The following is a 21,629-nucleotide window of genomic DNA, read 5'->3' on the forward strand; positions in this document are numbered from 1 at the left end:
TGTCTGCTCTCAAAGCATTATCATGCAGCTGGAGTCTGATTCATTAGCTCGCTGAATGACATGGCTTTCTCAGTTACTTTAGCGTTAGACAGCAGAGTTTCCACTGCTTCTTCTTCCATAGCAACGTTGCGCATGTTGTTCATCAGTTCGCTGTTCTTATTATAGAACTCAATTACTTCTTGTGGATCTTCATACGCAGAAGCCATTTCTTCAATCAGTGCATTAACGCGAGTCTGGTCAGCTTTCAGTTCATGCTTACGAATGACTTCACCTAACAGTAAACCCACTACAACACGACGTTTAGCTTGCTCCTCGAACAGTTCGCGAGGTAATTCCATCGCTTGCTGTTGGTTGCCACCAAAACGTTGTGCCGCTTGTTGACGCAGTACATCGATTTCACCATCAACCAGTGACGCAGGAACGTCAACTTCGTTGGTTTTGATCAGACCGTCGATAACCTGAGTCTTAACGCGGTTACGGATAGCGCCTTTCAGCTCACGTTCCATATTCTTACGAACTTCGGCTTTTAAGCCATCCAACGTACCATCAGCAACACCAAAGCGAGAAATGAACTCTGGAGTAAATTCTGGCAGCTCACGCTCTTCAACTTTCTTCAGAACGATAGCGAACTTAGCCGCTTTACCTTTCAGGTTTTCTGCATGGTAATCGTCAGGGAAGTTAACATCGATAGTAAACTCTTCACCTTTCTTATGACCCACGATGCCTTCTTCAAAACCTGGGATCATACGGCCCTGGCCCATGGCCAGAACGAAATCAGATGCTTTACCACCTTCGAACTCTTCACCGTCGATAGAACCGGTGAAATCTACAGTTACGCGGTCTTCGGCTTTAGCCTGGTCATCAGTTTCTTTCCAGGTTGCTTGCTGCTTGCGTAAAGTATCCAGCATAGTCTCAACGTCAGCATCGCCCACGTTAACCACTGGTTTTTCAACTTCGATGGTGTTTAAGTCTTTCAGTTCTACTTCCGGATACACTTCAAACTCTACGGCATAGCTGAAGTCTTCACCCAGCTTGTATTCGCCCGGTACATACTTCGGTGCGCCTGCTGGATTGATTTTTTCTTTGATGATGGCATCAATGAAATGACGCTGCATCAGTTCACCCAGCACGTCCTGGCGCGCAGAAGCACCATAACGCTGAGCGATAATGTTCATTGGTACTTTTCCTTTACGGAAGCCGTCGATACGTACTTTCTTGGCAATATCTACCAGCTCTTTTTTTACTGCTTCTTCAATCACGTCAGCCGCAACAGCGATTGATAGACGGCGCCCTAGGCCTTGAGTTGTTTCAACGGAAACTTGCATCTTGTTACCTCAAAAAATCACAGTGCTCGGTCAACTCCAGAAGCGATTTTCAATATTGCACAGGCAAATTTGAAAACGATTCTTAAGACCGGGACGGCCGCGCTTACGGTACCCTATCCCTTATTGTCGGAAGCATCCCGAATAAAGTCCGGAAAATTAGACGCAGCATTATAGCCGCGCATTGATGATGAGTCGAGAAAAGAGAGGGGGTTAGTACCAGATAAATCGTGATTCAGTTCCCGAAACTTTACCCAACCGACGGTTATTGCCCTATTTTTATGGATATCAGACTCGATTTCCATTTTGATTCAATCGTTATGAAAAACGGCTACCGCCACGACATTCGGGTGAATCTGGCACTGAATCCTGCTGTTTTTGCCACTCGTCAGGCGTATAGGTATGTAAAGCCAGCGCATGGATTGGCTGCTGCATCTCTTGAGCCAGCAATTGATAAATTACACGATGGCGGGCCAGCAGACGTTGCCCGGCAAAACTATCAGAGACAATCACCACCTTAAAATGACTCTCTGAACCCACAGGCACATTATGCTGATAGCTTTCATTGACTACTTCAATGAACAGCGGCTTCAGCACTGCTAACTTACTTTTGATAATCTCTTGCATCATGATTGACTTACCCAACTTACTTCCTGATGATTAATTCTTGCATTATTCAGCATCGACATTTTATTGTCCCTGCAATTAAAGTACAGCATCGGTCATTTTGCCCGAGAAAAGTGGTCTTTTATTAAAATCACATTCCACCGCAAAACAGCGTTATCCGATCTACATAACCTCATCTGAATCGGCAATCGACCTGACCGCAGGCAACCATCCACAAAAAAACACATTAACCTGCGCGATATTATCATTTCCCCTCTTCCCCATCACCAGAGCAATGATATGATAGGCGCCGGTCTTATTTGTACCACGGTTTATCTCGGCAGTATGATTGACAATGCAGGTGACTAAACCAACTCACAAGCCGCTCTGACCTCTGATTAGGCTCAGGTATTAGCTGATAATACTATCATCGAAGCGGTATATGGATAATAAATTGAATTTAAAAGGTTTACCGTGAAAAAAATGACTCTGCCACAGCGTATTCTGTTTCCATTAATGGCGCTATTTATTCTGGCCGGCTGTGCCGGTTCAGATAACACATTAAACATCAACCCAACCATGAACCTTCCTCAGCAAGATCCATCGCTGATGGGAGCAACTATCAGTATCACCAGTGCAGACCAGCGCCAGGATAGCGCTTTAGCCAAAGTGAATCGCGATGGTCAATTGTTAACCTTAACTCCGTCAAGAGATATGCGTTTCTTGCTACAGGAAGCGCTGGAGAAACAACTGCGTGCCCGTGGTTATATGGTAGGTCCTGAAGGTAGCGTTAACGTACAGATCATTATCAATAATCTGTACGCCGATGTTCAGGAAGGTGACTTGCGCTATAACATCGTTACTAAAGTGGATATCTCGATTGTCAGCCAGGCAAAAAATGGCCAGCAACAAACTAAAAACTTCCGTACGACTCACAATACCAAAGGGCCCTTCACCGCCAGCAATAAGAACATCGAAGATGTTATCAATGCGGCCCTCACCGATATGATTAATGAAATGGCGCAGGATACCAGCATCAGCGACTTTATCCGTCAAAATGCGCGTAGTTAATCCAGTACTAATCCCTGCTCAAACCGGCAGGGGTTTCTGATTCTATGACTAATTATTATTTTAAGGCGTTTACTCAGCGTAATACCGCGGTATTGCTATTGCTTGGTTTTGCATCCGGTCTGCCTCTGGCCTTAACTTCCGGCACTCTGCAAGCCTGGATGACTGTAGCTGGTCTGGATTTAACCACCATTGGTTTCTTCTCTTTAGTCGGGCAAGCTTACGTTTTCAAGTTTCTCTGGTCACCCTTAATGGACCGCTACAGCCTGCCATTGCTTGGCCGTCGTCGTGGCTGGATGCTGCTAACTCAGATTGCACTGGTTATTCTGATTTTTGCCATTGGTTGCCTGAATCCTCAGCACGATTTATGGTTAATGGCAGCACTGGCGGTAATGATTGCCTTCTTCTCCGCCTCTCAGGACATTGTGTTTGATGCTTATAAAACCGATGTTCTGCCAGCAGAGCAGCGGGGAAACGGAGCGGCTATCTCAGTATTAGGCTATCGTTTAGCCATGTTAGTTTCTGGCGGACTGGCCCTGTGGATTGCTCATTACTATCTGGGATGGCGCGCAACTTACTGGTTGATGGCGCTGTTGATGGTTATCGGTATTATTGCCACGTTATGGGCAAAAGAACCTGAAACCATAACCTCTACGCCTAAAACCATTGAACAGGCGGTAGTTGAGCCATTAAAAGATTTCTTTGGTCGTAATAATGCCTGGCTGATTCTGTTACTGATTGTGCTGTATAAAATGGGTGATGCCTTCGCCGGGAGCCTGAGTACCACGTTCCTGATTCGCGGCGTCGGTTTTAACGCTGGCGAAGTGGGTCTGGTAAATAAAACGCTGGGCCTGTTTGCCACAATTATTGGCGTGCTGATTGGCGGCATTCTGATGCAAAAGCTAACGTTATTTCGCTCGCTGATGCTGTTCGGTATTTTGCAGGCGGTATCCAATTTTGGTTACTGGATTCTGGCGGTGACCGATAAAAACATTATCACCATGGGCAGCGCAATTTTCTTTGAGAATCTGTGTGGGGGAATGGGTACCGCAGCCTTTGTTGCTCTGCTGATGACCCTGTGTAATAAATCATTCTCTGCCACTCAGTTTGCCCTACTCTCAGCGTTATCTGCTGTTGGGCGTGTTTACGTTGGCCCGGTTGCAGGCTGGTTTGTTGAGCATTACAACTGGCCGCTGTTCTATCTGTTTACCATTGTAATGGCAGTTCCCGGATTGCTGTTGCTGGCGGTATGTCGTCAGACTCTGGAACATACCCAACAGACAGATAGCTTTATGCCCAGAATACATTTTTCCCGTCAGTACCAGTTGGCAATTCGATTAGTTATCGCCGGTGCAATTATGCTGGGGGCATGGCTGGTATTGCTGTTCGAGTCCGCAACTGAATTCAGTTCTCTCTATTATATAAAAGAAGCGCTACTAAATATTGGTGGCCTGCTGTGCCTGATGGGGATATTGATAGGCTGCTGGTTGGATTATAAATCCATCAGGAAAGAATCATCAGAAGTGACTAAAAGCATAGAATAACTTTAGAGCACCTGAATTACAGGTGTTCTAAAATCTATAATAAAAACATTTATTATCATATTGATAATAAATTTCAAAACGCTCGCAATTACATCCAATCCTTTCATCATCCTGACAATTTTGAGATTGGTTTAACTATTCTACGATTTGATCCCCGATCGTTTTTTGAGAAATCAATACTTTTTGAGTGCAGTAAATAGCCTCTTTATCTATTACCTCTATTGAATTCTCTTTTATGAAGATATCAATAGCACAACCCCCTTTTGAATCATTAATAAGCGCAATGATACTGCCGCCACCTCCTGATTGAGAGCCTATTTTCCATTTTGAAAATAACTCAGTATCTTCTGAATAAGATGTTGAAACAGGTAGTGATAACTGTTCATTTGGCCTAATAACTTTGATTCGTTTTAATTGCTGTAACTCTTCTAATGTTGGCTCCATACTGCCTGTGTGCTGCATCGTATAGATATATAAATCTTTGTTAGTATTATTATGTAAATAAATTGTTGGGGCCAATCGACTGAAATAGAAAATAATGAGCAATACAATACTCAATATAACTAAACCTTTTTTATTCAATTTCATAATTACTCTACTATTTTTAATAGATTTTCAGTATGCCTGCGCCAATGTAATAGGAAAACAGGATAGCTACAGCTGATAACATTGCCAGTAATAATAGATTTACCAGTAATATCAATAGAATTATTCAGGATTGGTGATTAGTAACGTAATAACATCTGAAGATTATATAAAATAATTTTCTTGATAAGCCAAACGATAAATAGATGGGAAGCACCCTGACAATAGGTGGGTGCTTCAAGATGTAGTTAATTTTACTGCCCGTAATAAGCATTCTTACCATGCTTACGCAGATAATGTTTATCCAACAGCTCTTGCTGCATTTCACCTAAATCAGGCGCTAGCTGGCGGGTAAACAGATTCATATAGGCAATCTCTTCCAGTACCACGGCGTTATGTACCGCATTATCTGGATCGGTTCCCCAGGCAAAAGGACCATGAGAGTTCACCAACACTGCCGGAATATCTTTAGCGCTAATACCCAGAACTTTGAAAGTTTCGATAATAACGTTACCCGTTTCCAGCTCATACTCCCCGGCTATTTCTGCCGGTGTCATTCTTCTGGTACACGGAATCGGGCCATAGAAATAGTCTGCATGGGTGGTTCCCCATGCGGGTAAATCACGTCCGGCCTGTGCCCAAATGGTGGCATGACGAGAGTGAGTATGCACAATTCCACCAATCTCAGGGAATGCCCGATACAGCGCCAGATGAGTTTCGGTATCTGATGAAGGCTTTTTGCTGCCTTCTACAACTTTTCCACTTTCCAGACTCACTACCACCATATCATCAGCAGTCATATGTTCATATTCAACACCTGACGGCTTAATCACGATCACTCCGCGCTCACGATCGATTCCACTAACATTTCCCCAGGTAAAGGTCACTAAATTATGACGAGGTAACGCCAGATTAGCTTCTAAAACCTGTTTCTTCAGTTGCTGATACATATTCTTTTGCCTTTTAATCTTTTCTTTCTAAATTAGCAGTTAAATTCAGCTCACTACTGAAAGAGGATTGCCCCCAGACGGTTATGCCTGAGGGCTTAGCTTTATTACTCTTTCAATTCAAACACCCATTTTCATCAACGTGTGTTTTGTTTATCACCAGATATCGCTTAGCGACACAGCTTGTAATAAACCTCATTCCAGCGAATCTCGTTCTTAAATGCCGGAATTTCAGTGTCCTGACCGATCACCAGCATCTCAATGCCGCACATTTCAGCATAGATACGCAGATGCTCGACATCCAGCGCCTGAGTGAACACGGTATGGTGCGCACCACCAGCCAGAATCCAGGCTTCAACTGCCACATCCAGTGATGGATGAGTTTTCCAGACTGCATGAGCTACCGGAAGCTTAGGCAGGTCATGTGGTGGTTTAACGGTATCAACCGTATTTACCAGCAGGCGGAAGCGATCGCCCATATCAATCAGGCTGGCGTTCAGCGCTGGTCCTGCCGGAGCAGAGAAGATCAAACGAGCTGGATCGTCTTTACCGCCGATACCCAGATGCTGGACATCCAGCAATGGCTTCTCTTCGCTGGCGATAGACGGACAAACTTCCAACATGTGAGAACCTAATACCAGGTCATTACCCGCCGCGAAGTTATAGGTGTAGTCTTCCATAAAGGAAGTCCCCCCTTTCATACCGCTGGCCATGACTTTCATAATGCGCAGCAACGCTGCGGTTTTCCAGTCACCTTCGGCACCAAAGCCATAACCCTGTTGCATCAGGCGCTGTACCGATAATCCCGGCAGCTGTTTTAAACCGTACAGGTTTTCAAACGTGGTGGTGAAAGCACCAAACTTACCTTGCTCCAGAAATTTCTTCAGGCCCAGTTCAATGCGGGCCGCTTCCAACAGGTTGCTACGTTTTGCCCCATTGACTTTAACCACATCAGTCAGACGATAGGTAGCTTCATACTCTTCAACCAGCGCGTCGATCTCACCTTTAGAGATGGCATCTACGACTGATACTAAATCCCCTAAGCCATAGCCGTTTACCGCATAACCAAATTTGATTTGTGCAGAAACTTTATTACCTTCCGTTACCGCTACTTCACGCATGTTGTCGCCAAAGCGAGCAACTTTCAGGTTTTTGCTTTCATAAATACCAGCAGCAACACGCATCCAGCGGTCCAGCTTGTGGTGTACTTCTTTATCTTTCCATGAACCCACTACTGCGGTGTACTCATTGCGCATACGTGCACCAATGAAACCGAACTCACGGCCGCCATGGGCAGTTTGGTTCAGGTTCATGAAGTCCATATCAATGGTGCCCCATGGAATTTCATTACTGTATTGGGTATGGAGTTGTAATAACGGCTTTTCCAGCAGACTTAAACCGGCAATCCACATTCTGGCTGGAGAGAAAGTGTGTAACCAGGTAACGATACCCACACAGCTTTGCGCGTAGTTCGCTTCCCGGCACAGGTTTATAATCTCATCCGGCGTGGTCGCCAGAGGTTTGATCACTAACTTGATCGGTAATCCTGCTTGCTTATTTAAGCCATCAACCACTTCCTGAGCCTGTTGACTCACCTGTTGCAGTGTTTTTGGCCCATACAGATGTTGACTACCAATAACAAACCAAACTTCTAACTGATTAAAGACGTTCATATAAACTCCTATAGAGAGCCTGCTTTTCAGCAGGCCAATTCAAAATGTAGTACCGCATTATTCGGCTTTAGCCGCATAGCAAGGCTCTGCGACTTTGCCCCATTGCTGATAACGCTGATAAAGTTTTTCATACTGCTCAGCACGCTGTGGATCTGGCGTCAACGTGCGCTCAATTGGGCTGGCCATATGCTGCTGAGCATCCTGAATTGTGGCGTGAACACCCGCGGCAACCGCAGCAAAAATAGCGGCACCCAGAGCACAACACTGATCGGATTCAACGATTTGCAGCGGACGATTCATGACATCGGTACAAACTTGCATAATTACCGGAGATTTACGGGCAATACCGCCTAATGCCAGTACGTTTTCCACAGGAATATCCTGATCGATAAAACACTCCATAATGGCTCGGGCACCAAATGCCGTAGAAGCAATAAATCCACCAAACAGGGTTGGGGCATCAGTACCCAGATTTAAATCTGTGATAACACCTTTCAGGCGCTGGTTGGCAAATGGCGTTCTGCGGCCGTTGAACCAGTCAAGTACCACCGGTAGCTTCTCCAATGAGGTTTGTTGAGCCCAGGCTTCAGTCAGCGCGGGTAATAAATTAGATTCGATTTGCTTCAGCGCTGGCGCTAACTCAGGGTTCTGCTCTGCAGCATGATTCAATGGCCATGACAGCAAACGGCTAAACCAGGCATACATATCACCAAATGCAGACTGCCCGGCTTCCATCCCGATAAGGCCCGGAATAACACTACCGTCCACCTGACCACAAATGCCTGCAACGGCACGGTCACCCACCAGCTGATAATCCGCCAGCAGGATGTCGCAAGTAGAAGTCCCTATCACTTTCACCAGCGTATAGGGTTGAGCACCTGCTCCCACTGCGCCCATATGGCAGTCAAACTCACCACCAGAAATCATCACGTTTTCAGGCAGACCTAAACGTGCAGCCCACTCTTTAGTGATTTGCCCTACCGGTTTCTCAGCAGTGTGAGTTTCAGTAAACATTGGATAGGTCAGGTCATTAACCAGAATAGGATCTAATGCCTGTAAGAAGTCGCGCGGTGGCAAACCATTCCAGTCCATATGCCACAATGCTTTATGGCCTGCGGCACAACGGCTGCGTTTAAGATTAGTTGGAGCCTGAGTACCACTTAACAATGCAGGAACCCAATCACACAGCTCAACCCAGGAGGTTGCCGCGCTGCGTACAGCCGCATCCGCCCGGGAAACGTGCAGAATTTTGGCCCAGAACCATTCCGATGAATAAACACCACCAATATAGCGAGTGTAGTCATCAAACTTGCCGCTATGGCACAAGCGGTTAATCTCTTCCGCTTCTTCAATAGAGGTGTGATCTTTCCATAACACAAACATAGCATTCGGGTTATCTGCAAACTCAGGACGCAGCGCTAACACCTGACCTTCATTATCAATTGGCGCCGGCGTTGAACCCGTAGTGTCAACACCAATACCTACAATGCTTTTGCGCTGTTCCGGTGTCAGCATAGCGACCACGGCTTTAATCGCCTGCTCCATAGACTCAATATAGTCCTGAGGATGGTGGCGGAACTGATTATCAGATGGTTTACAAAATAGCCCCTGCTTCCAGCGCGGGTAATAGACGACGTCGGTTGCAATCTCGGAGCCTTCTATGCAGTCAACAGCCAAAGCGCGAACAGAGTCACTACCGAAGTCAAGCCCAAGAGCAATAGCGCCTTTTGACATAAAAACCTCATATACGAATTAATGGTGATTTTTGTTTGGGGATACCATAAAAAAATCCCATCAAATCGGCGAGGATGCATTAGCTAGAAATATGCACAATCTTGCTTTCTTAAGATGGAGTATGATCTACCTCAAAATCAAAATGCATCACTTTTTCACTGAATATATGAACGATCTTGCTGTAATTCTCAATTGTGATGGCGCTCTAAAAAATCATATCGAATAAACGTTAAAACTTACGCCACTTTGTTATGGATTCTCTATCAACAGGCTTAAAAATAGCGTCAGTAAGCGTGTTAAATAAAAATCCGTTGTTATAACAATAGTAGATCTCGCTGAGTCAATATCATAAATACAGCCAATTAGGCTATATAGACCAAGTACAGGAGAGATAGAACATATGCATAAATTTACTAAGGCCCTTGCTGTTGTAGGATTGTCGGCAATTATGTCACATTCAGCTATCGCTGAAACGATGAAGCTCGGCTTTCTGGTTAAACAACCTGAAGAACCTTGGTTCCAAACCGAGTGGGCATTTGCTGATAAAGCAGGTAAAGATCTCGGTTTTGACGTAATCAAAATTGCCGTTCCGGACGGCGAAAAAACCCTAAACGCGATTGATAGTCTGGCAGCTAATGGAGCAAAAGGTTTTGTTATTTGTACTCCAGACCCGAAATTAGGGCCGGCAATTATTGCTAAAGCCAAAAGCTACAACCTGAAAGTTATCACCGTCGATGACCAGTTCGTTAACGCTAAAGGTAAACCGATGGATACGGTTCCTCTGGTCATGATGGCTGCCACCAAAATTGGTGAGCGTCAGGGGGAAGAACTATGGAAAGAGATGACCAAACGTAAGTGGAACATCGCTGAAACAGGGGTGATGGCGATTACTTCTAACGAACTGGATACTGCTCGCCGCCGCACCTCGGGTTCTATGGATGCGTTGAAGGCTGCTGGCTTCCCTGAGAAACAAATTTATCAGGTACCAAGCAAATCAAACGATATCCCGGGTTCTTTTGATGCGGCTAACTCCATGTTAGTGCAGCATCCGGAAGTGAAAAACTGGCTGATTGTTGGCTTTAACGACAACACCATTCTGGGTGGCGTACGAGCAACAGAAGGTCAGAATTTCAAACCTGAAAACGTTATCGGTATTGGTATCAACGGTGTGGATGCGGTAAACGAGCTGTCAAAAGCTAACGCTACTGGCTTCTATGGTTCATTGTTACCAAGCCCGGACGTACATGGTTATAAGAGTATTGAAATGCTCTACAACTGGGAAACCAAAGGTGTTGAACCAGCTAAATTCACTGAAGTTACCGACGTAGTACTGCTTACTCGCGAAAACTTCAAAGTTGAGTTGCAAAAGAAAGGACTGTAATTGTCCATTGGGCAGATGGTTAACCATCTGCCCGCTTTATACGACACCGTATTATCGAAAAATATACTTATTCCGTCAGTCGCTTCTTTTGGGCCGTTTACAATTAAAAGCCCCCTGCGGATAAGTGGTACGAGCATTAAGGAACTTATTATGCCTACGCTGCAATCACCTTATCTCGAGTTTTGTCAAATCAGTAAAACGTTTCCAGGCGTAAAAGCGCTGCAAAACATTAGCTTTGACTGTCACCCAGGTCAGGTCCATGCGCTGATGGGAGAGAATGGAGCTGGAAAATCAACGCTGCTTAAAATACTCAGTGGCAACTATATCCCAACTACGGGTGAAATTAAGGTCAAGGGACAACCAGTAAAATTCAATAACACCATGGATGCCCTGAATTCCGGCATTGCCATTATTTATCAGGAACTACATTTAATTCCTGAAATGACCGTTGCTGAAAATATCTATTTAGGACAATTGCCAACCAAAGGCGGCGTAGTCAATAAAAAAATCCTCAACTATGAGGCAAGTATTCAACTGGAGCATTTGGGGCTGGATATTGACCCAAATACTCCGCTTAAGTATCTCTCCATCGGCCAATGGCAAATGGTGGAAATAGCCAAGGCACTGGCGCGTAACGCCAAGATCATTGCCTTTGATGAGCCAACCAGCTCACTGTCAGCCAGAGAGATCGAACAGCTGTTTCGTGTTATTCGTGAACTTCGAGCTGAAGGTCGGGTCATTCTGTATGTATCCCACCGTATGGAAGAGATCTTCGCTCTTAGTGATGCCATTACCGTATTTAAAGATGGCTGCTACATGAAAACCTTTACCGATATTCCTAACCTGACCCATGATGAATTGGTTCAAACCATGGTTGGACGCGATATTGGTGACATCTATGGTTATAGCCCACGTCCTTTAGGGGATGTCCGCTTTGAACTGAAAAACGTCAAAGCACCGGGTGTTAAGCACCCAATTAGTTTTCAGGTACGTCAGGGAGAAATCGTCGGCTTATTTGGTCTGGTCGGCGCTGGCCGCAGTGAGCTCTTAAAATCACTGTTTGGTGCTACCCGTATTACTGGCGGTAGCGTCGAACTGGATGGCAAAACGCTGAAAATTGGCTCTCCGATTGAAGGCATCAGTCAGGGTATTATGTTATGCCCGGAAGACCGTAAAGCCGAGGGCATCATTCCGGTCCACTCCGTAAAAGACAATATCAATATCAGCGCCCGCCGCAAAACCCTTAGTGCAGGCTGCCTGATCAATAACAGTTGGGAAAACAGCAACGCCGAACGGCGCATTAATGAACTCAACATCAAAACGCCATCAGCAGAGCAGCTGATTATGAATCTGTCAGGTGGTAACCAGCAAAAAGCCATTCTCGGTCGCTGGTTATCAGAAGAGATGAAAGTGATTTTGTTAGATGAACCAACGCGCGGTATTGACGTTGGTGCTAAACACGAAATCTATAACGTTATTTATGAACTCGCAAAACAGGGCATTGCCGTCGTCTTTGCTTCCAGTGACTTACCGGAAGTTCTCGGCCTTGCCGATCGCATTCTGGTCATGCGCGAAGGTGCATTATCCGGGGAATTAGCCCATGACGATGCTACTGAAGGAAAAGCCCTGAGTTTAGCCATGTTAAATACCACCGCTGATGCGGTTGCCTAAGAGAAGGAAAATCTTCATGTCGATAACAACTACAACCCCATCACCGGCAAAAGCATCGGCTAACAATACAGGCAACAGCCTGAGCCGTATCTGGGATAGCTACGGGATGTTGGTGGTGTTCGCCGTACTATTTATTGCTTGTATGGTATTTGTACCTAACTTTGCCTCCTGGATTAATATGCGCGGTCTGGGTCTGGCGATTTCCATGTCCGGTATGGTGGCCTGCGGTATGCTGTTCTGTCTGGCATCCGGTGACTTTGACCTGTCGGTAGCTTCCGTTATTGCCTGTGCCGGTGTAACCACTGCGGTGGTCATCAACCATACAGAAAGTCTGGCTATCGGTATCGGTGCTGGTTTATTACTGGGTCTGGCATTTGGTTTACTTAATGGCTTCGTCATTGCCCGTTTGAAAATTAACGCCCTGATTACCACTCTTGCCACCATGCAAATTGCCCGTGGTTTAGCCTATATCATCTCCGATGGTAAAGCAGTTGGTATCGAAGATGAGCGTTTCTTTGAATTAGGTAATACCAGTTGGTTTAGCATTCCGGTTCCTATCTGGATCACTCTGTTCTGCTTTATTCTGTTTGGCTTCCTGCTGAATAAAACCACCTTTGGCCGCAACACTCTGGCCGTTGGCGGTAACGAAGAAGCGGCCCGTCTGGCCGGTGTACCGGTAATTCGTACTAAGATCATCATCTTTGCTCTGACAGGTTTAATCTCTGCGGCAGCAGGCATTATCTTAGCCTCGCGGATGACCAGCGGACAACCAATGACCTCTATGGGCTATGAGCTGATCGTTATCTCTGCTTGCGTACTAGGTGGGGTTTCACTAAAAGGTGGTATTGGTAAAATATCTTATGTTATTGCTGGTGTTCTGATTCTGGGTACGGTAGAAAACGCGATGAACCTGTTAAATATTTCGCCATTCTATCAATATGTTGTGCGTGGTCTGATCCTGCTGGCTGCGGTTATCTTCGACCGCTATAAGCAACTGGCGAAACAGAAAGTATAATTACCCCATTACCATACCGGGTTTAACCCGGTATGGTATGTTACACCGTCTAATGCCAGCCTGAGGAGGTAAGATTGTACCAGCGCATTGTCTCTGACTCACAACCTAACCCACTGTTACCCGGATACTCCTTTAACGCCTACCTGGTGGCCGGGCTGACCCCTATCGTCACTGATGGTCCTCTCGATTTCTTTATTGACCGCCCTAACGGCATGAAGGGCTATATCCTGAACCTGACGATTAAAGGCCAGGGACAAATTTTTGACGGTGAGAATGCGTTTTACTGTAATCCCGGCGATATGCTGTTATTTCAACCAAAAGAAGCTCACTATTATGGCCGTTCGCCTAACAGTGATTGCTGGTATCACCGTTGGATTTATTTCCGTCCACGCGCCTACTGGGCTGACTGGTTGGAGTGGTATAGTCAGACTAATCGCGTTGGTCGCCTGACTCTACCAACGGAAGCACTACAGGAAGAGTTCGAACAGCTGTTTACTTCCATTGAACAAACCCATCAGTCCGGCAGACGCCTGTCTGAAGAGCTATCGATGAATCTGCTGGAAAGATTACTGCTGCGTTGTATTGAAGAAGACCCTCAATCACCACAGAAAATTATGGACCCGCGAATTATTGAAGCCTGTCAGTATATGACCAGCAACTTATCGGATGATGTGCGTATTGAAGATATTGCTAACCACGTCTGTCTCTCCCCTTCTCGTCTGGCGCATCTGTTTCGCGAGCAGGTTGGCATTAATATGCTACGCTGGCGTGAAGACCAGCGAGTGATTCGCGCCAAATTGCTGCTGCAAACCACTCAGGAATCTATCGCCAGTGTGGGGCGCATTGTGGGTTATGACGATCAGCTCTATTTCTCCCGCGTGTTTCGCAAACGTGTCGGCGTTAGCCCCAGCGATTTCCGTCGTAGAAATATGGAACTGACGACTTACCCTGATGCAGATAACCCAATGTCGACAGAAGTAACGCTTTAAGCACAATTTAAACAGGGTCAGCTATCTCGCTGATCCTGTTCCGTTTATATATTCAGGATATCTTTTTCTTTCATTCATTATTATATACATTAGTTTCTCGTTTCAGCTTTTATATTAAACTACTCTTTTATTTCTGACATTCAGATCATTTACCCAACCTTATAAATATTAATTAGCTGCCAAAACATATATCAATAAGTTAATGGCTAAATAATTTATAACTTGAATAAACGATATAAAATTTCAGATAGCAGATAAAATAACCAACCTCAATTGTGATCCAAGTCTCAAAATAGAATGGCGGCATTTATATCCATATAAACAGCTAATAAATACATAACTATTTTAACATTAAAACTCTACAGTCCTTTGGCGGAAAGGAGTATTGACGGGGTTTATAGACAATATTTTAAAATCTTCGATACTATCCATAATTATTTTATAGCCAACTTTTACATAAAAAGGCACCTTAATTACGGTAAATTCACTCCTTTATCGCTGAATATGATGTAACTGTGCGCAAAAAAGAAATGGGTATTTTGTTTATCTCTGCATAAACAAAATCATTAACGTGAATTATTTTTACCACCAGCCCGAGGTATGAAATGAGTAAAATGAATTTGGCTAAACTATTATCCGCCAGTTTATTGGGGTTAATGGTTTGTTCTACCGCCGCAATGGCAAAAGAAGTTGAAGTGGTTAATATTTCCAAAATTGGTGGCATGCCATGGTTTAACCGGATGGGTGAAGGGGTAACCAATGCAGGAAAAGATTTGGGAATAAAAGCCTATCAGGTTGGCCCATCCAGTACCGATGCGCCTCAACAAGTTAAAATCATTGAAGATTTAATCGCCAAGAAAGTTTCCGCTATTACTATCGTGCCAAATGACGCCGATGTGTTGGAGCCTGTTTTCAAAAAAGCTCGTAGTGAAGGCATCGTGGTATTAACCAACGAATCACCAGGACAGCCAAGCGCTAACTGGGATGTTGAGATTATTGATAATGAAAAATTTGCTGCCGATAACGTAGAAGAAATGGCTAAAGCCATGGGCGGCAAAGGCGGTTATGTCATCTATGTTGGTAGCCTGACCGTTCCTCAACATAACCTGTGGGCCGATCTGTTTGTTAAATACCAAAAAGCGCACTATCCGGACATGTTTGAAGTGACCAGCCGTATGCCGGTAGCAGAAAACATTGATGATGCTCGTCGCACTACGTTGGATCTGATGAAAGCCTATCCGGCCATGAAAGGGGTGGTAGCTTTTGGTTCACAAGGCCCTATCGGTGCTGGCCGTGCAGTTAAAGAGAAACGCGCTCGCGGTAAAGTTTTCGTTTACGGCATGATGATCCCATCTCAGGCAGCATCACTGATTAAAAGTGGTGATATCGCCATGGGCGTAACCTATGACCCGGCTTCAGCGGGTTATGCGCTGACCGCAGTGGCTAACAAAATCCTTAAAGGCGAAGAAATCACCAAAGATCTGGACATTCCAAATCTGGGTAAAGCCGATGTGGATATGGATAAGCGCATTATCAAATTCCATAAAGTTCTGCGCGTTACCAAAGAAAACATCGATAGCCTGTATTAATCGCTCTACCTCCCCTGCCGGTAACCCACGGCAGGGGAAGCAAAAACACAGCAGTTTGCTACAAATGGGTGACAAGTTAACAAGAGGTAAAAATGGAACCCTTTATTTCACTGGGTAATATCAGCAAAACCTTCTATGGTGTTAAGGCGCTGGATAACATTGCCCTGACACTGTTGCCGGGAGAAGTTCACTGTCTGGCCGGACAAAACGGTTGTGGAAAATCGACGCTGATAAAAATTATTTCTGGCGTTTACCAACCAGATGCGGGGGCAGAAATTACCATTAATGGTAAATCATACTCTCACCTTTCCCCGATTGATTCAGTGAAAGCCGGTATTCAGGTTATCTATCAGGATCTATCGCTGTTTCCCAATTTAACCGTTGCTGAAAACATCGGTATTAACCAATATCACCATAACTTATTGGTTAATAAGCGTGAAATTCGCCGCATCGCCGAACTCACGATTAAAAGCATCGATGCCCAACTGGATCTTGATGCTACGGTAGAATCCCTGCCCATTGCCCAGCGTCAAATTGTCGCTATTTGTCGGGCACTGTCGCAAGAAGCCAAACTGATTATTATGGATGAACCTACCGCTTCTCTGACTATGCAGGAAGTAAAAGGCCTGTTACGGGTGGTTCACGATCTGAAAAAAAGAAATATCTGTGTAGTATTCGTTAGCCATCGGTTAGATGAAGTAATGGAAATCTCCGATCGCATTACCGTGTTAAAAGATGGCAAGCTGGTGGGCACCTACCCAGCCACAGAAATCGATAATAAAAAACTGGCCTTCCTGATGACCGGTAAAGAGTTCTCCTACGCAGTGCTACCTCCAATACAGGAAAAGGATGCTATTGCGCTGGAAGTGAAAAACCTTTGCCGTGGTCAGGAATATAACCAAATATCCTTTAGCCTGCATAAAGGCGAAATTGTTGCTATTACTGGCCTGCTTGGCGCAGGGCGCACTGAGCTTTGCCTTAGCCTGTTTGGCCTTACTAAACCTGATTCTGGTGAAATCCTGCTGGAAGGCAAATCAATTAACTTCTCCAGCAATCGGGAAGCAATTAAAGCCGGTATTGGTTACGTATCAGAAGACCGAATGAGTACCGGTTTGGTCATGGAGCAATCCATTAATGACAATATTATTTCCACCGTACTAAACCGCTTAAAAACTCCGCTGCAACTGTTAAACAGGCCTAAGGCCGACAGCGTTGTAGTGGATTTAGTTGAACAGCTAACCATTAAAATTGGCAGCGTAAATCTGCCAGTCAATACCCTGTCAGGCGGTAATGCCCAGCGGGTCGCCATTGCCAAATGGCTGGCAATTAATCCTAAAGTTCTGATCCTTGACTCCCCAACTGTTGGGGTAGATATCGCCAATAAAGCCGGTATTTATCAGATTATCTCGGCGCTATCACAAAAAGGCATTGCGGTACTGATGATCACCGATGAAATTGATGAAGCCTTCTTTAACAGCCACCGGATTTTAGTAATGCGTAAAGGTGAAATCACCGCAGAATATTTACCGGGAGAAACAACGGAAGCAGCTCTGGCAGAGGTGGTCAATGGTTAATAAATTAGGCATTAAGCCGCATGAACTGTTTTTAGGCTTAACCATTCTGGTGATTGGTGGTTATCTCTCTTTTGCCAGCCCGGACTTTATGACTTTTGGCAATATTTACGATCTGGTCAATAACTACGCCATGCTGACCATTCTGGCCTGCGGTCTGTTTATTGTTCTGATCTCTGGCGGTATTGATATCTCCTTCCCGGCAATGACCATTATCTCTCAATATGTCATGGTTAGCCTTATTCAGGGCACTACCGGCAACTTTGCCATCGCTTTTGCTCTGTCCGGCGGTATTGGTTTACTGCTGGGTATGGTTAACGCCGTGTTGGTTAATCGACTTAAAGTTCCTTCGATTATTATTACTATTTCAACCCTGAATATCTTCTACGGATTACTGCTCTATCTCACCAAAGGGGTATGGTTATACAGTTATCCGGAGTGGTTTGAACAAGGGGTTATGCTGTTTAAATTCACTGCTGCAGATGGCTATGATTATGGGTTGAGCCTGCAAATTATCACCCTGATTGTGGTGATCGCCCTGACCGGCATCATCATGAATAAAACCAGCATCGGCCGCATGATTTACGCTATGGGTGGTAATAAAGAGGCGGCTTCCCGTATGGGATTCGGCATCTTTAAACTTCAGCTGTTTGTATATGGCTATATGGGACTAATGTCCGGAGTAGCGGGTGTGGTTCAATCAGCAACAGTTTTAACCGTAGCACCAGACTCACTGCTGGGCTATGAACTAACGGTACTGGCTGCCGTAGTGTTAGGTGGTACCAGCATTGTGGGCGGACGAGGGACGCTGTTAGGCACGTTATTGGGGGTTATTTTGTTAGCTGTTCTGCAAAACGGCCTGAACCTGCTGGGTATCTCCTCTTACTGGCATACCGTGGTTACCGGTTTGGTAATCGTTATCAGTGTCAGTATGACGGCCTGGAGCCAGCGTAAGGGTCAGGGGGTATAACCATGAGCGCAAGAAAAGTAAAAGATAACGTAGAGATTTACCTGAGCCTGCTAATTGGCCTGGTGGTTATTACCTTCAGTTTTCTGATTCCTGATATTTTCTGGTCATCAGCTAACTTTCAGTCTATCGCATCACAAATGCCGGTACTTGGCGTACTGGCACTGGCAATGGCCATCACTATGCTTACCGGTGGGATTAATCTGTCGATTATTGCCACCATGAACGCCTGTGGATTGGTGATGGCTTGGGTAGCGACTAACTACCCACCAAGCATTGGCAGCGTAGCGCTGGTGTTGCTTGCTGGCTTAGCAATGGCTATCGTTATCGGTAGTGTGAACGGTTTCCTGATTGCCGTAGTCAGAGTCTCACCTATTCTGGCAACCCTCGGTATTATGACGTTACTCAACGGCATCAATATTTTAATATCGCGTGGATCGGCTATCTCTAATTTCCCTGACTATATTCTGGCGATTAACAGCACTAATCTGCTTGGTATTCCTCTACCGTTGCTAGTCTTTTTAGCCGTGGTTGCTGTGATATGGGTGATTCTGGAGAAATCTGCATTTGGTCGCACCATCTATCTGATCGGTTCTAATGAACAGGCAACTCACTACTCTGGTATTAACACCCGCAAAACTATCGTTTGGGTATATATCCTATCGTCCATACTCTGCGTGGTTGCTGCGCTGCTAATGATGTCCAAGCTCAACTCAGCCAAAGCATCGTATGGTGAATCCTACCTACTGGTTTCAATTCTGGCAGCAGTATTAGGTGGAATAAACCCGGACGGTGGATTTGGTAAAGTGTTCGGCATGGTAATGGCGCTGATTTTATTACAAATGCTGGAAAGCGGACTGAATATTCTGGGAGTAAGCAGCTACATTACTATGACGCTGTGGGGAGGACTATTACTGGCCTTCATCTTCCTGAAAGGTATTAACCTCTCCAGACTGTTTGGGCGATAAGCCAATATCTCCGAAAAGCATACAGCCCGGAATATGAATTCCGGGCCGTATTAAAATTGCAACTCAATACCAACTATCTTTTGGCTCTTCTCTTCTTACTCTTTCTATTTTTTTTAATATTTTTATTGTCAGCAACTTCAAGCTTCGTAAATACGGGTGAAGCATAACTCTCTACCGAGATACCATTCAATGAATAGCCACTCAGGTTGCATCCATCCCCTTTAACTACAGTGTCAGGCTGCTGTATCACCTTGGTTTTCATACCGTTTAATACAAAAACTTGCTGGTCTGAAACCTTGATGGTGTACTTATCCCGGACATACAGTTTCCGACTATAGTCATACAGAGAAAAGTTATTTTCACCGGATTTAAAGCTGTAGGTATCAACGTGTAAAGTAAACAGATCGATAATTTCTCCATCCCGTTCATGCTTTACCGCCACCTCTTTTAGTTCATCATAAGTAAAACCGGAGAAGGAAAAATCTATACCGCCCAGTGTTTCAACCTGCGCGCAATATTCCGCAAATTCAAGCTGTTGCTGTTCATAGCTGTTACTGCATCCGCCTGACAGAATGCCTGCGCCGATAAACAGCGGCAATAACCGGGAATAATTTTTCAGCACGCCAGCTTTACTCATACAAACTCCATTTCAATTAAACCAGACAGCTCAACAGTGCTGTCTGGTATCTGAGTCATTCCCTTAATCGCGGAAGTTATTAAACTGGAATGGCTGTCCTAACTCAGCCCCTCTCACCAGCGCCATTGCGCCCTGTAAGTCATCGCGGGATTTGCCGGTAACACGGACCTGATCGCCCTGAATTTGAGCCTGAACTTTTAGTTTATTATCTTTAATCAGCTTTATAATTTTTTTAGCCACGTCAGTTTCAATACCCTGCTTGAGTTTAACCTCTACGCTGTATGTTTTACCGCTGTGTACCATCTCCTCAGGGATTTCTAACGCCCCGGCATCAATACCGCGTTTAGCAAATTTATCGCGCAGAATATCCAGCAATTGCTGAACCTGAAACTCAGACTCACTGGCAACCTTAACGCTTTCACTCTTCTCGTTTAACTCAAAACTGGCGGGTATATTACGGAAATCCCAACGGTTGGTCAGCTCACGGCTGGCATTCTCCACCGCATTGCGGACTTCAGGCATATCAATTTCAGATACAATATCGAAAGATGGCATAACTTCTTCCTTTTTTATGATGGCTCTTTTAATAACAAATAATGTTATGCATGATAACGGTTATATTCACGCCTGCACAACCTGTCAGGTAGACAATCTTATTGATTAAGGAGTACTAAATGGCACCTAGAGCACTGGTTTGCCTGGCTCACGGCACTGAAGAAACCGAAGCAGTTACCACTATTGACCTGCTGGTTCGCGGTGGAATCGAGGTTATCACCGCCAGTGTCGAAGGGGATGGCTGCCTGAATATTGTCTGTTCACGGGGAGTAAAATTAATTGCCGACCATGCATTAGTTGATGTCGCTGATGAGCATTATGATGCTGTGGTTCTTCCTGGCGGTGTAAAAGGTGCCGAATGCTTTCGGGATAGCCCTTTGTTAGTAGAAAGAGTTCGCCAGACTCACCTTAGCGGTAATATTGTTACTGCGATTTGCGCGGCGCCTGCCTTAGTACTGGAACACCATAAGCTGTTTCCTGTCGGAAATATGGCGGTTAATCCGGGTTTTAAACATATGATTCCGGAGAATAAGTGGGTGGACAGACGGGTCAATTATGATGAGCGTGTCAATCTGGTCACCAGTCAGGGGCCTGGAACCTCAATCGATTTTGGTCTCAAATTAATTGAGCTATTAGTCAACCGGGATAAAGCTGCTGAAGTTGCCGGGCAACTTATCGTTGCTCCGGGAATATATGCCTACCTTTAAGCCATTTTTGCGGAGCACCTCTGCTCCGCACCCTACTCTTCTTTTGATTAAAACTTGAGATATTTCTTATCAGAGACAAATTTTAATTATTAAATATCTT

The 21,629-nt window shown here is 45.0% G+C and carries 19 protein-coding genes; 11 read left to right on the forward strand and 8 right to left on the reverse strand.

The features are described 5' to 3' along the window. Positions 1-20 precede the first annotated feature (20 nt). Together tig and bolA are read right to left on the reverse strand one after the other, a co-directional pair. Positions 21-1,325, reverse strand: a complete 1,305-nt coding sequence (tig, locus tag GOL65_RS06435; RefSeq protein ID WP_140919373.1) for a trigger factor — start codon at positions 1,323-1,325, stop codon at positions 21-23. Between the two features lie 315 nt (positions 1,326-1,640). Next, positions 1,641-1,952 (reverse strand): transcriptional regulator BolA, encoded by a 312-nt coding sequence (bolA, locus tag GOL65_RS06440; RefSeq protein WP_140919446.1) that lies wholly within the window; start codon positions 1,950-1,952, stop codon positions 1,641-1,643. A 465-nt stretch (positions 1,953-2,417) separates the two neighbouring features. Between bolA and GOL65_RS06445 the strand changes: the two genes are divergently transcribed. Continuing rightward, the gene (locus GOL65_RS06445) at positions 2,418-2,999 is read left to right on the forward strand and encodes a lipoprotein (protein ID WP_140919447.1); all 582 of its coding nucleotides are present in this window, start codon (positions 2,418-2,420) and stop codon (positions 2,997-2,999) included. Positions 3,000-3,043: 44 nt separating this feature from the next. Continuing rightward, positions 3,044-4,540 carry a muropeptide MFS transporter AmpG gene (ampG, locus tag GOL65_RS06450; protein WP_140919375.1) on the forward strand — a complete coding sequence of 499 codons (1,497 nt, stop codon included), beginning with the start codon at positions 3,044-3,046 and terminating at the stop codon, positions 4,538-4,540. Positions 4,541-4,675: 135 nt separating this feature from the next. Here the strand turns inward: ampG and GOL65_RS06455 are convergent, their stop codons facing one another. From GOL65_RS06455 to GOL65_RS06470, 4 genes are all read right to left on the reverse strand, one after another. After that, positions 4,676-5,128, reverse strand: a complete 453-nt coding sequence (locus tag GOL65_RS06455; RefSeq protein ID WP_140919376.1) for a hypothetical protein — start codon at positions 5,126-5,128, stop codon at positions 4,676-4,678. Positions 5,129-5,379: 251 nt separating this feature from the next. Continuing rightward, positions 5,380-6,075, reverse strand: coding sequence for an L-ribulose-5-phosphate 4-epimerase (araD, locus tag GOL65_RS06460; RefSeq protein ID WP_140919377.1), 696 nt, complete (start codon positions 6,073-6,075; stop codon positions 5,380-5,382). Between the two features lie 167 nt (positions 6,076-6,242). Continuing rightward, positions 6,243-7,745: an L-arabinose isomerase gene (gene araA / locus GOL65_RS06465; RefSeq protein ID WP_140919378.1), complete on the reverse strand. Its 1,503-nt coding sequence runs from the start codon at positions 7,743-7,745 to the stop codon at positions 6,243-6,245. A gap of 57 nt (positions 7,746-7,802) precedes the next feature. After that, entirely contained in the window at positions 7,803-9,479 is a 1,677-nt protein-coding gene (locus tag GOL65_RS06470) for a ribulokinase (protein ID WP_140919379.1), read from the reverse strand. A 400-nt stretch (positions 9,480-9,879) separates the two neighbouring features. Here GOL65_RS06470 and GOL65_RS06475 point away from each other — a divergent pair, with 400 nt between their 5' ends. The 8 genes from GOL65_RS06475 (at position 9,880) to GOL65_RS06510 (ending at position 19,630) form a co-directional block, all read left to right on the forward strand. Further along, on the forward strand, positions 9,880-10,860 hold the full coding sequence (locus GOL65_RS06475; RefSeq protein ID WP_130590726.1) for an arabinose ABC transporter substrate-binding protein: 981 nt from the start codon (positions 9,880-9,882) through the stop codon (positions 10,858-10,860). A 150-nt stretch (positions 10,861-11,010) separates the two neighbouring features. Beyond that, positions 11,011-12,531 carry an L-arabinose ABC transporter ATP-binding protein AraG gene (gene araG / locus GOL65_RS06480; RefSeq protein ID WP_140919380.1) on the forward strand — a complete coding sequence of 507 codons (1,521 nt, stop codon included), beginning with the start codon at positions 11,011-11,013 and terminating at the stop codon, positions 12,529-12,531. A 16-nt stretch (positions 12,532-12,547) separates the two neighbouring features. Next, positions 12,548-13,546 carry an L-arabinose ABC transporter permease AraH gene (araH, locus tag GOL65_RS06485; protein WP_179038199.1) on the forward strand — a complete coding sequence of 333 codons (999 nt, stop codon included), beginning with the start codon at positions 12,548-12,550 and terminating at the stop codon, positions 13,544-13,546. A gap of 74 nt (positions 13,547-13,620) precedes the next feature. Beyond that, a complete protein-coding gene (gene araC / locus GOL65_RS06490; protein WP_140919382.1) occupies positions 13,621-14,535 on the forward strand; it encodes an arabinose operon transcriptional regulator AraC in 915 nt (304 codons plus the stop codon). Positions 14,536-15,140: 605 nt separating this feature from the next. After that, a complete protein-coding gene (locus tag GOL65_RS06495; protein WP_140919383.1) occupies positions 15,141-16,124 on the forward strand; it encodes an autoinducer 2 ABC transporter substrate-binding protein in 984 nt (327 codons plus the stop codon). Between the two features lie 92 nt (positions 16,125-16,216). Next, complete coding sequence (locus GOL65_RS06500; protein WP_140919384.1) at positions 16,217-17,698, forward strand: sugar ABC transporter ATP-binding protein; 1,482 nt, start codon at positions 16,217-16,219, stop codon at positions 17,696-17,698. Then, entirely contained in the window at positions 17,691-18,665 is a 975-nt protein-coding gene (locus GOL65_RS06505; RefSeq protein WP_140919385.1) for an ABC transporter permease, read from the forward strand. Before GOL65_RS06500 ends, GOL65_RS06505 begins: the two co-directional genes overlap by 8 nt. Before the next feature lie 2 nt (positions 18,666-18,667). Beyond that, positions 18,668-19,630: an ABC transporter permease gene (locus tag GOL65_RS06510; RefSeq protein WP_140919386.1), complete on the forward strand. Its 963-nt coding sequence runs from the start codon at positions 18,668-18,670 to the stop codon at positions 19,628-19,630. Between the two features lie 73 nt (positions 19,631-19,703). Here the strand turns inward: GOL65_RS06510 and GOL65_RS06515 are convergent, their stop codons facing one another. Together GOL65_RS06515 and GOL65_RS06520 are read right to left on the reverse strand one after the other, a co-directional pair. Continuing rightward, entirely contained in the window at positions 19,704-20,267 is a 564-nt protein-coding gene (locus GOL65_RS06515; protein WP_140919387.1) for a hypothetical protein, read from the reverse strand. Between the two features lie 63 nt (positions 20,268-20,330). Further along, complete coding sequence (locus GOL65_RS06520; protein ID WP_140919388.1) at positions 20,331-20,822, reverse strand: YajQ family cyclic di-GMP-binding protein; 492 nt, start codon at positions 20,820-20,822, stop codon at positions 20,331-20,333. Positions 20,823-20,941: 119 nt separating this feature from the next. On the opposite strand from GOL65_RS06520, the gene yajL reads away from it, so the two are divergent. Next, on the forward strand, positions 20,942-21,529 hold the full coding sequence (gene yajL / locus GOL65_RS06525) for a protein deglycase YajL (protein ID WP_140919389.1): 588 nt from the start codon (positions 20,942-20,944) through the stop codon (positions 21,527-21,529). The last annotated feature ends 100 nt before the right edge of the window (positions 21,530-21,629 follow it).

This window comes from Limnobaculum xujianqingii (assembly GCF_013394855.1).
GTDB classification, from domain to species: Bacteria; Pseudomonadota; Gammaproteobacteria; order Enterobacterales; family Enterobacteriaceae; genus Limnobaculum; species Limnobaculum xujianqingii.

What these genes read in the sequence shown, in the direction of transcription:
- bolA (WP_140919446.1), bottom strand. Translation starts at nt 1,952, where the DNA reads ATGATGCAAGAGATTATCAAAAGTAAGTTAGCAGTGCTGAAGCCGCTG.
- araA (WP_140919378.1), bottom strand. Translation starts at nt 7,745, where the DNA reads ATGAACGTCTTTAATCAGTTAGAAGTTTGGTTTGTTATTGGTAGTCAA.
- yajL (WP_140919389.1), top strand. Translation starts at nt 20,942, where the DNA reads ATGGCACCTAGAGCACTGGTTTGCCTGGCTCACGGCACTGAAGAAACC.
- GOL65_RS06500 (WP_140919384.1), top strand. Translation starts at nt 16,217, where the DNA reads ATGGAACCCTTTATTTCACTGGGTAATATCAGCAAAACCTTCTATGGT.
- GOL65_RS06495 (WP_140919383.1), top strand. Translation starts at nt 15,141, where the DNA reads ATGAGTAAAATGAATTTGGCTAAACTATTATCCGCCAGTTTATTGGGG.
- GOL65_RS06515 (WP_140919387.1), bottom strand. Translation starts at nt 20,267, where the DNA reads ATGAGTAAAGCTGGCGTGCTGAAAAATTATTCCCGGTTATTGCCGCTG.
- tig (WP_140919373.1), bottom strand. Translation starts at nt 1,325, where the DNA reads ATGCAAGTTTCCGTTGAAACAACTCAAGGCCTAGGGCGCCGTCTATCA.
- GOL65_RS06520 (WP_140919388.1), bottom strand. Translation starts at nt 20,822, where the DNA reads ATGCCATCTTTCGATATTGTATCTGAAATTGATATGCCTGAAGTCCGC.
- ampG (WP_140919375.1), top strand. Translation starts at nt 3,044, where the DNA reads ATGACTAATTATTATTTTAAGGCGTTTACTCAGCGTAATACCGCGGTA.
- araH (WP_179038199.1), top strand. Translation starts at nt 12,548, where the DNA reads ATGTCGATAACAACTACAACCCCATCACCGGCAAAAGCATCGGCTAAC.
- araD (WP_140919377.1), bottom strand. Translation starts at nt 6,075, where the DNA reads ATGTATCAGCAACTGAAGAAACAGGTTTTAGAAGCTAATCTGGCGTTA.
- GOL65_RS06510 (WP_140919386.1), top strand. Translation starts at nt 18,668, where the DNA reads ATGAGCGCAAGAAAAGTAAAAGATAACGTAGAGATTTACCTGAGCCTG.
- GOL65_RS06475 (WP_130590726.1), top strand. Translation starts at nt 9,880, where the DNA reads ATGCATAAATTTACTAAGGCCCTTGCTGTTGTAGGATTGTCGGCAATT.
- GOL65_RS06505 (WP_140919385.1), top strand. Translation starts at nt 17,691, where the DNA reads ATGGTTAATAAATTAGGCATTAAGCCGCATGAACTGTTTTTAGGCTTA.
- araG (WP_140919380.1), top strand. Translation starts at nt 11,011, where the DNA reads ATGCCTACGCTGCAATCACCTTATCTCGAGTTTTGTCAAATCAGTAAA.
- GOL65_RS06455 (WP_140919376.1), bottom strand. Translation starts at nt 5,128, where the DNA reads ATGAAATTGAATAAAAAAGGTTTAGTTATATTGAGTATTGTATTGCTC.
- GOL65_RS06470 (WP_140919379.1), bottom strand. Translation starts at nt 9,479, where the DNA reads ATGTCAAAAGGCGCTATTGCTCTTGGGCTTGACTTCGGTAGTGACTCT.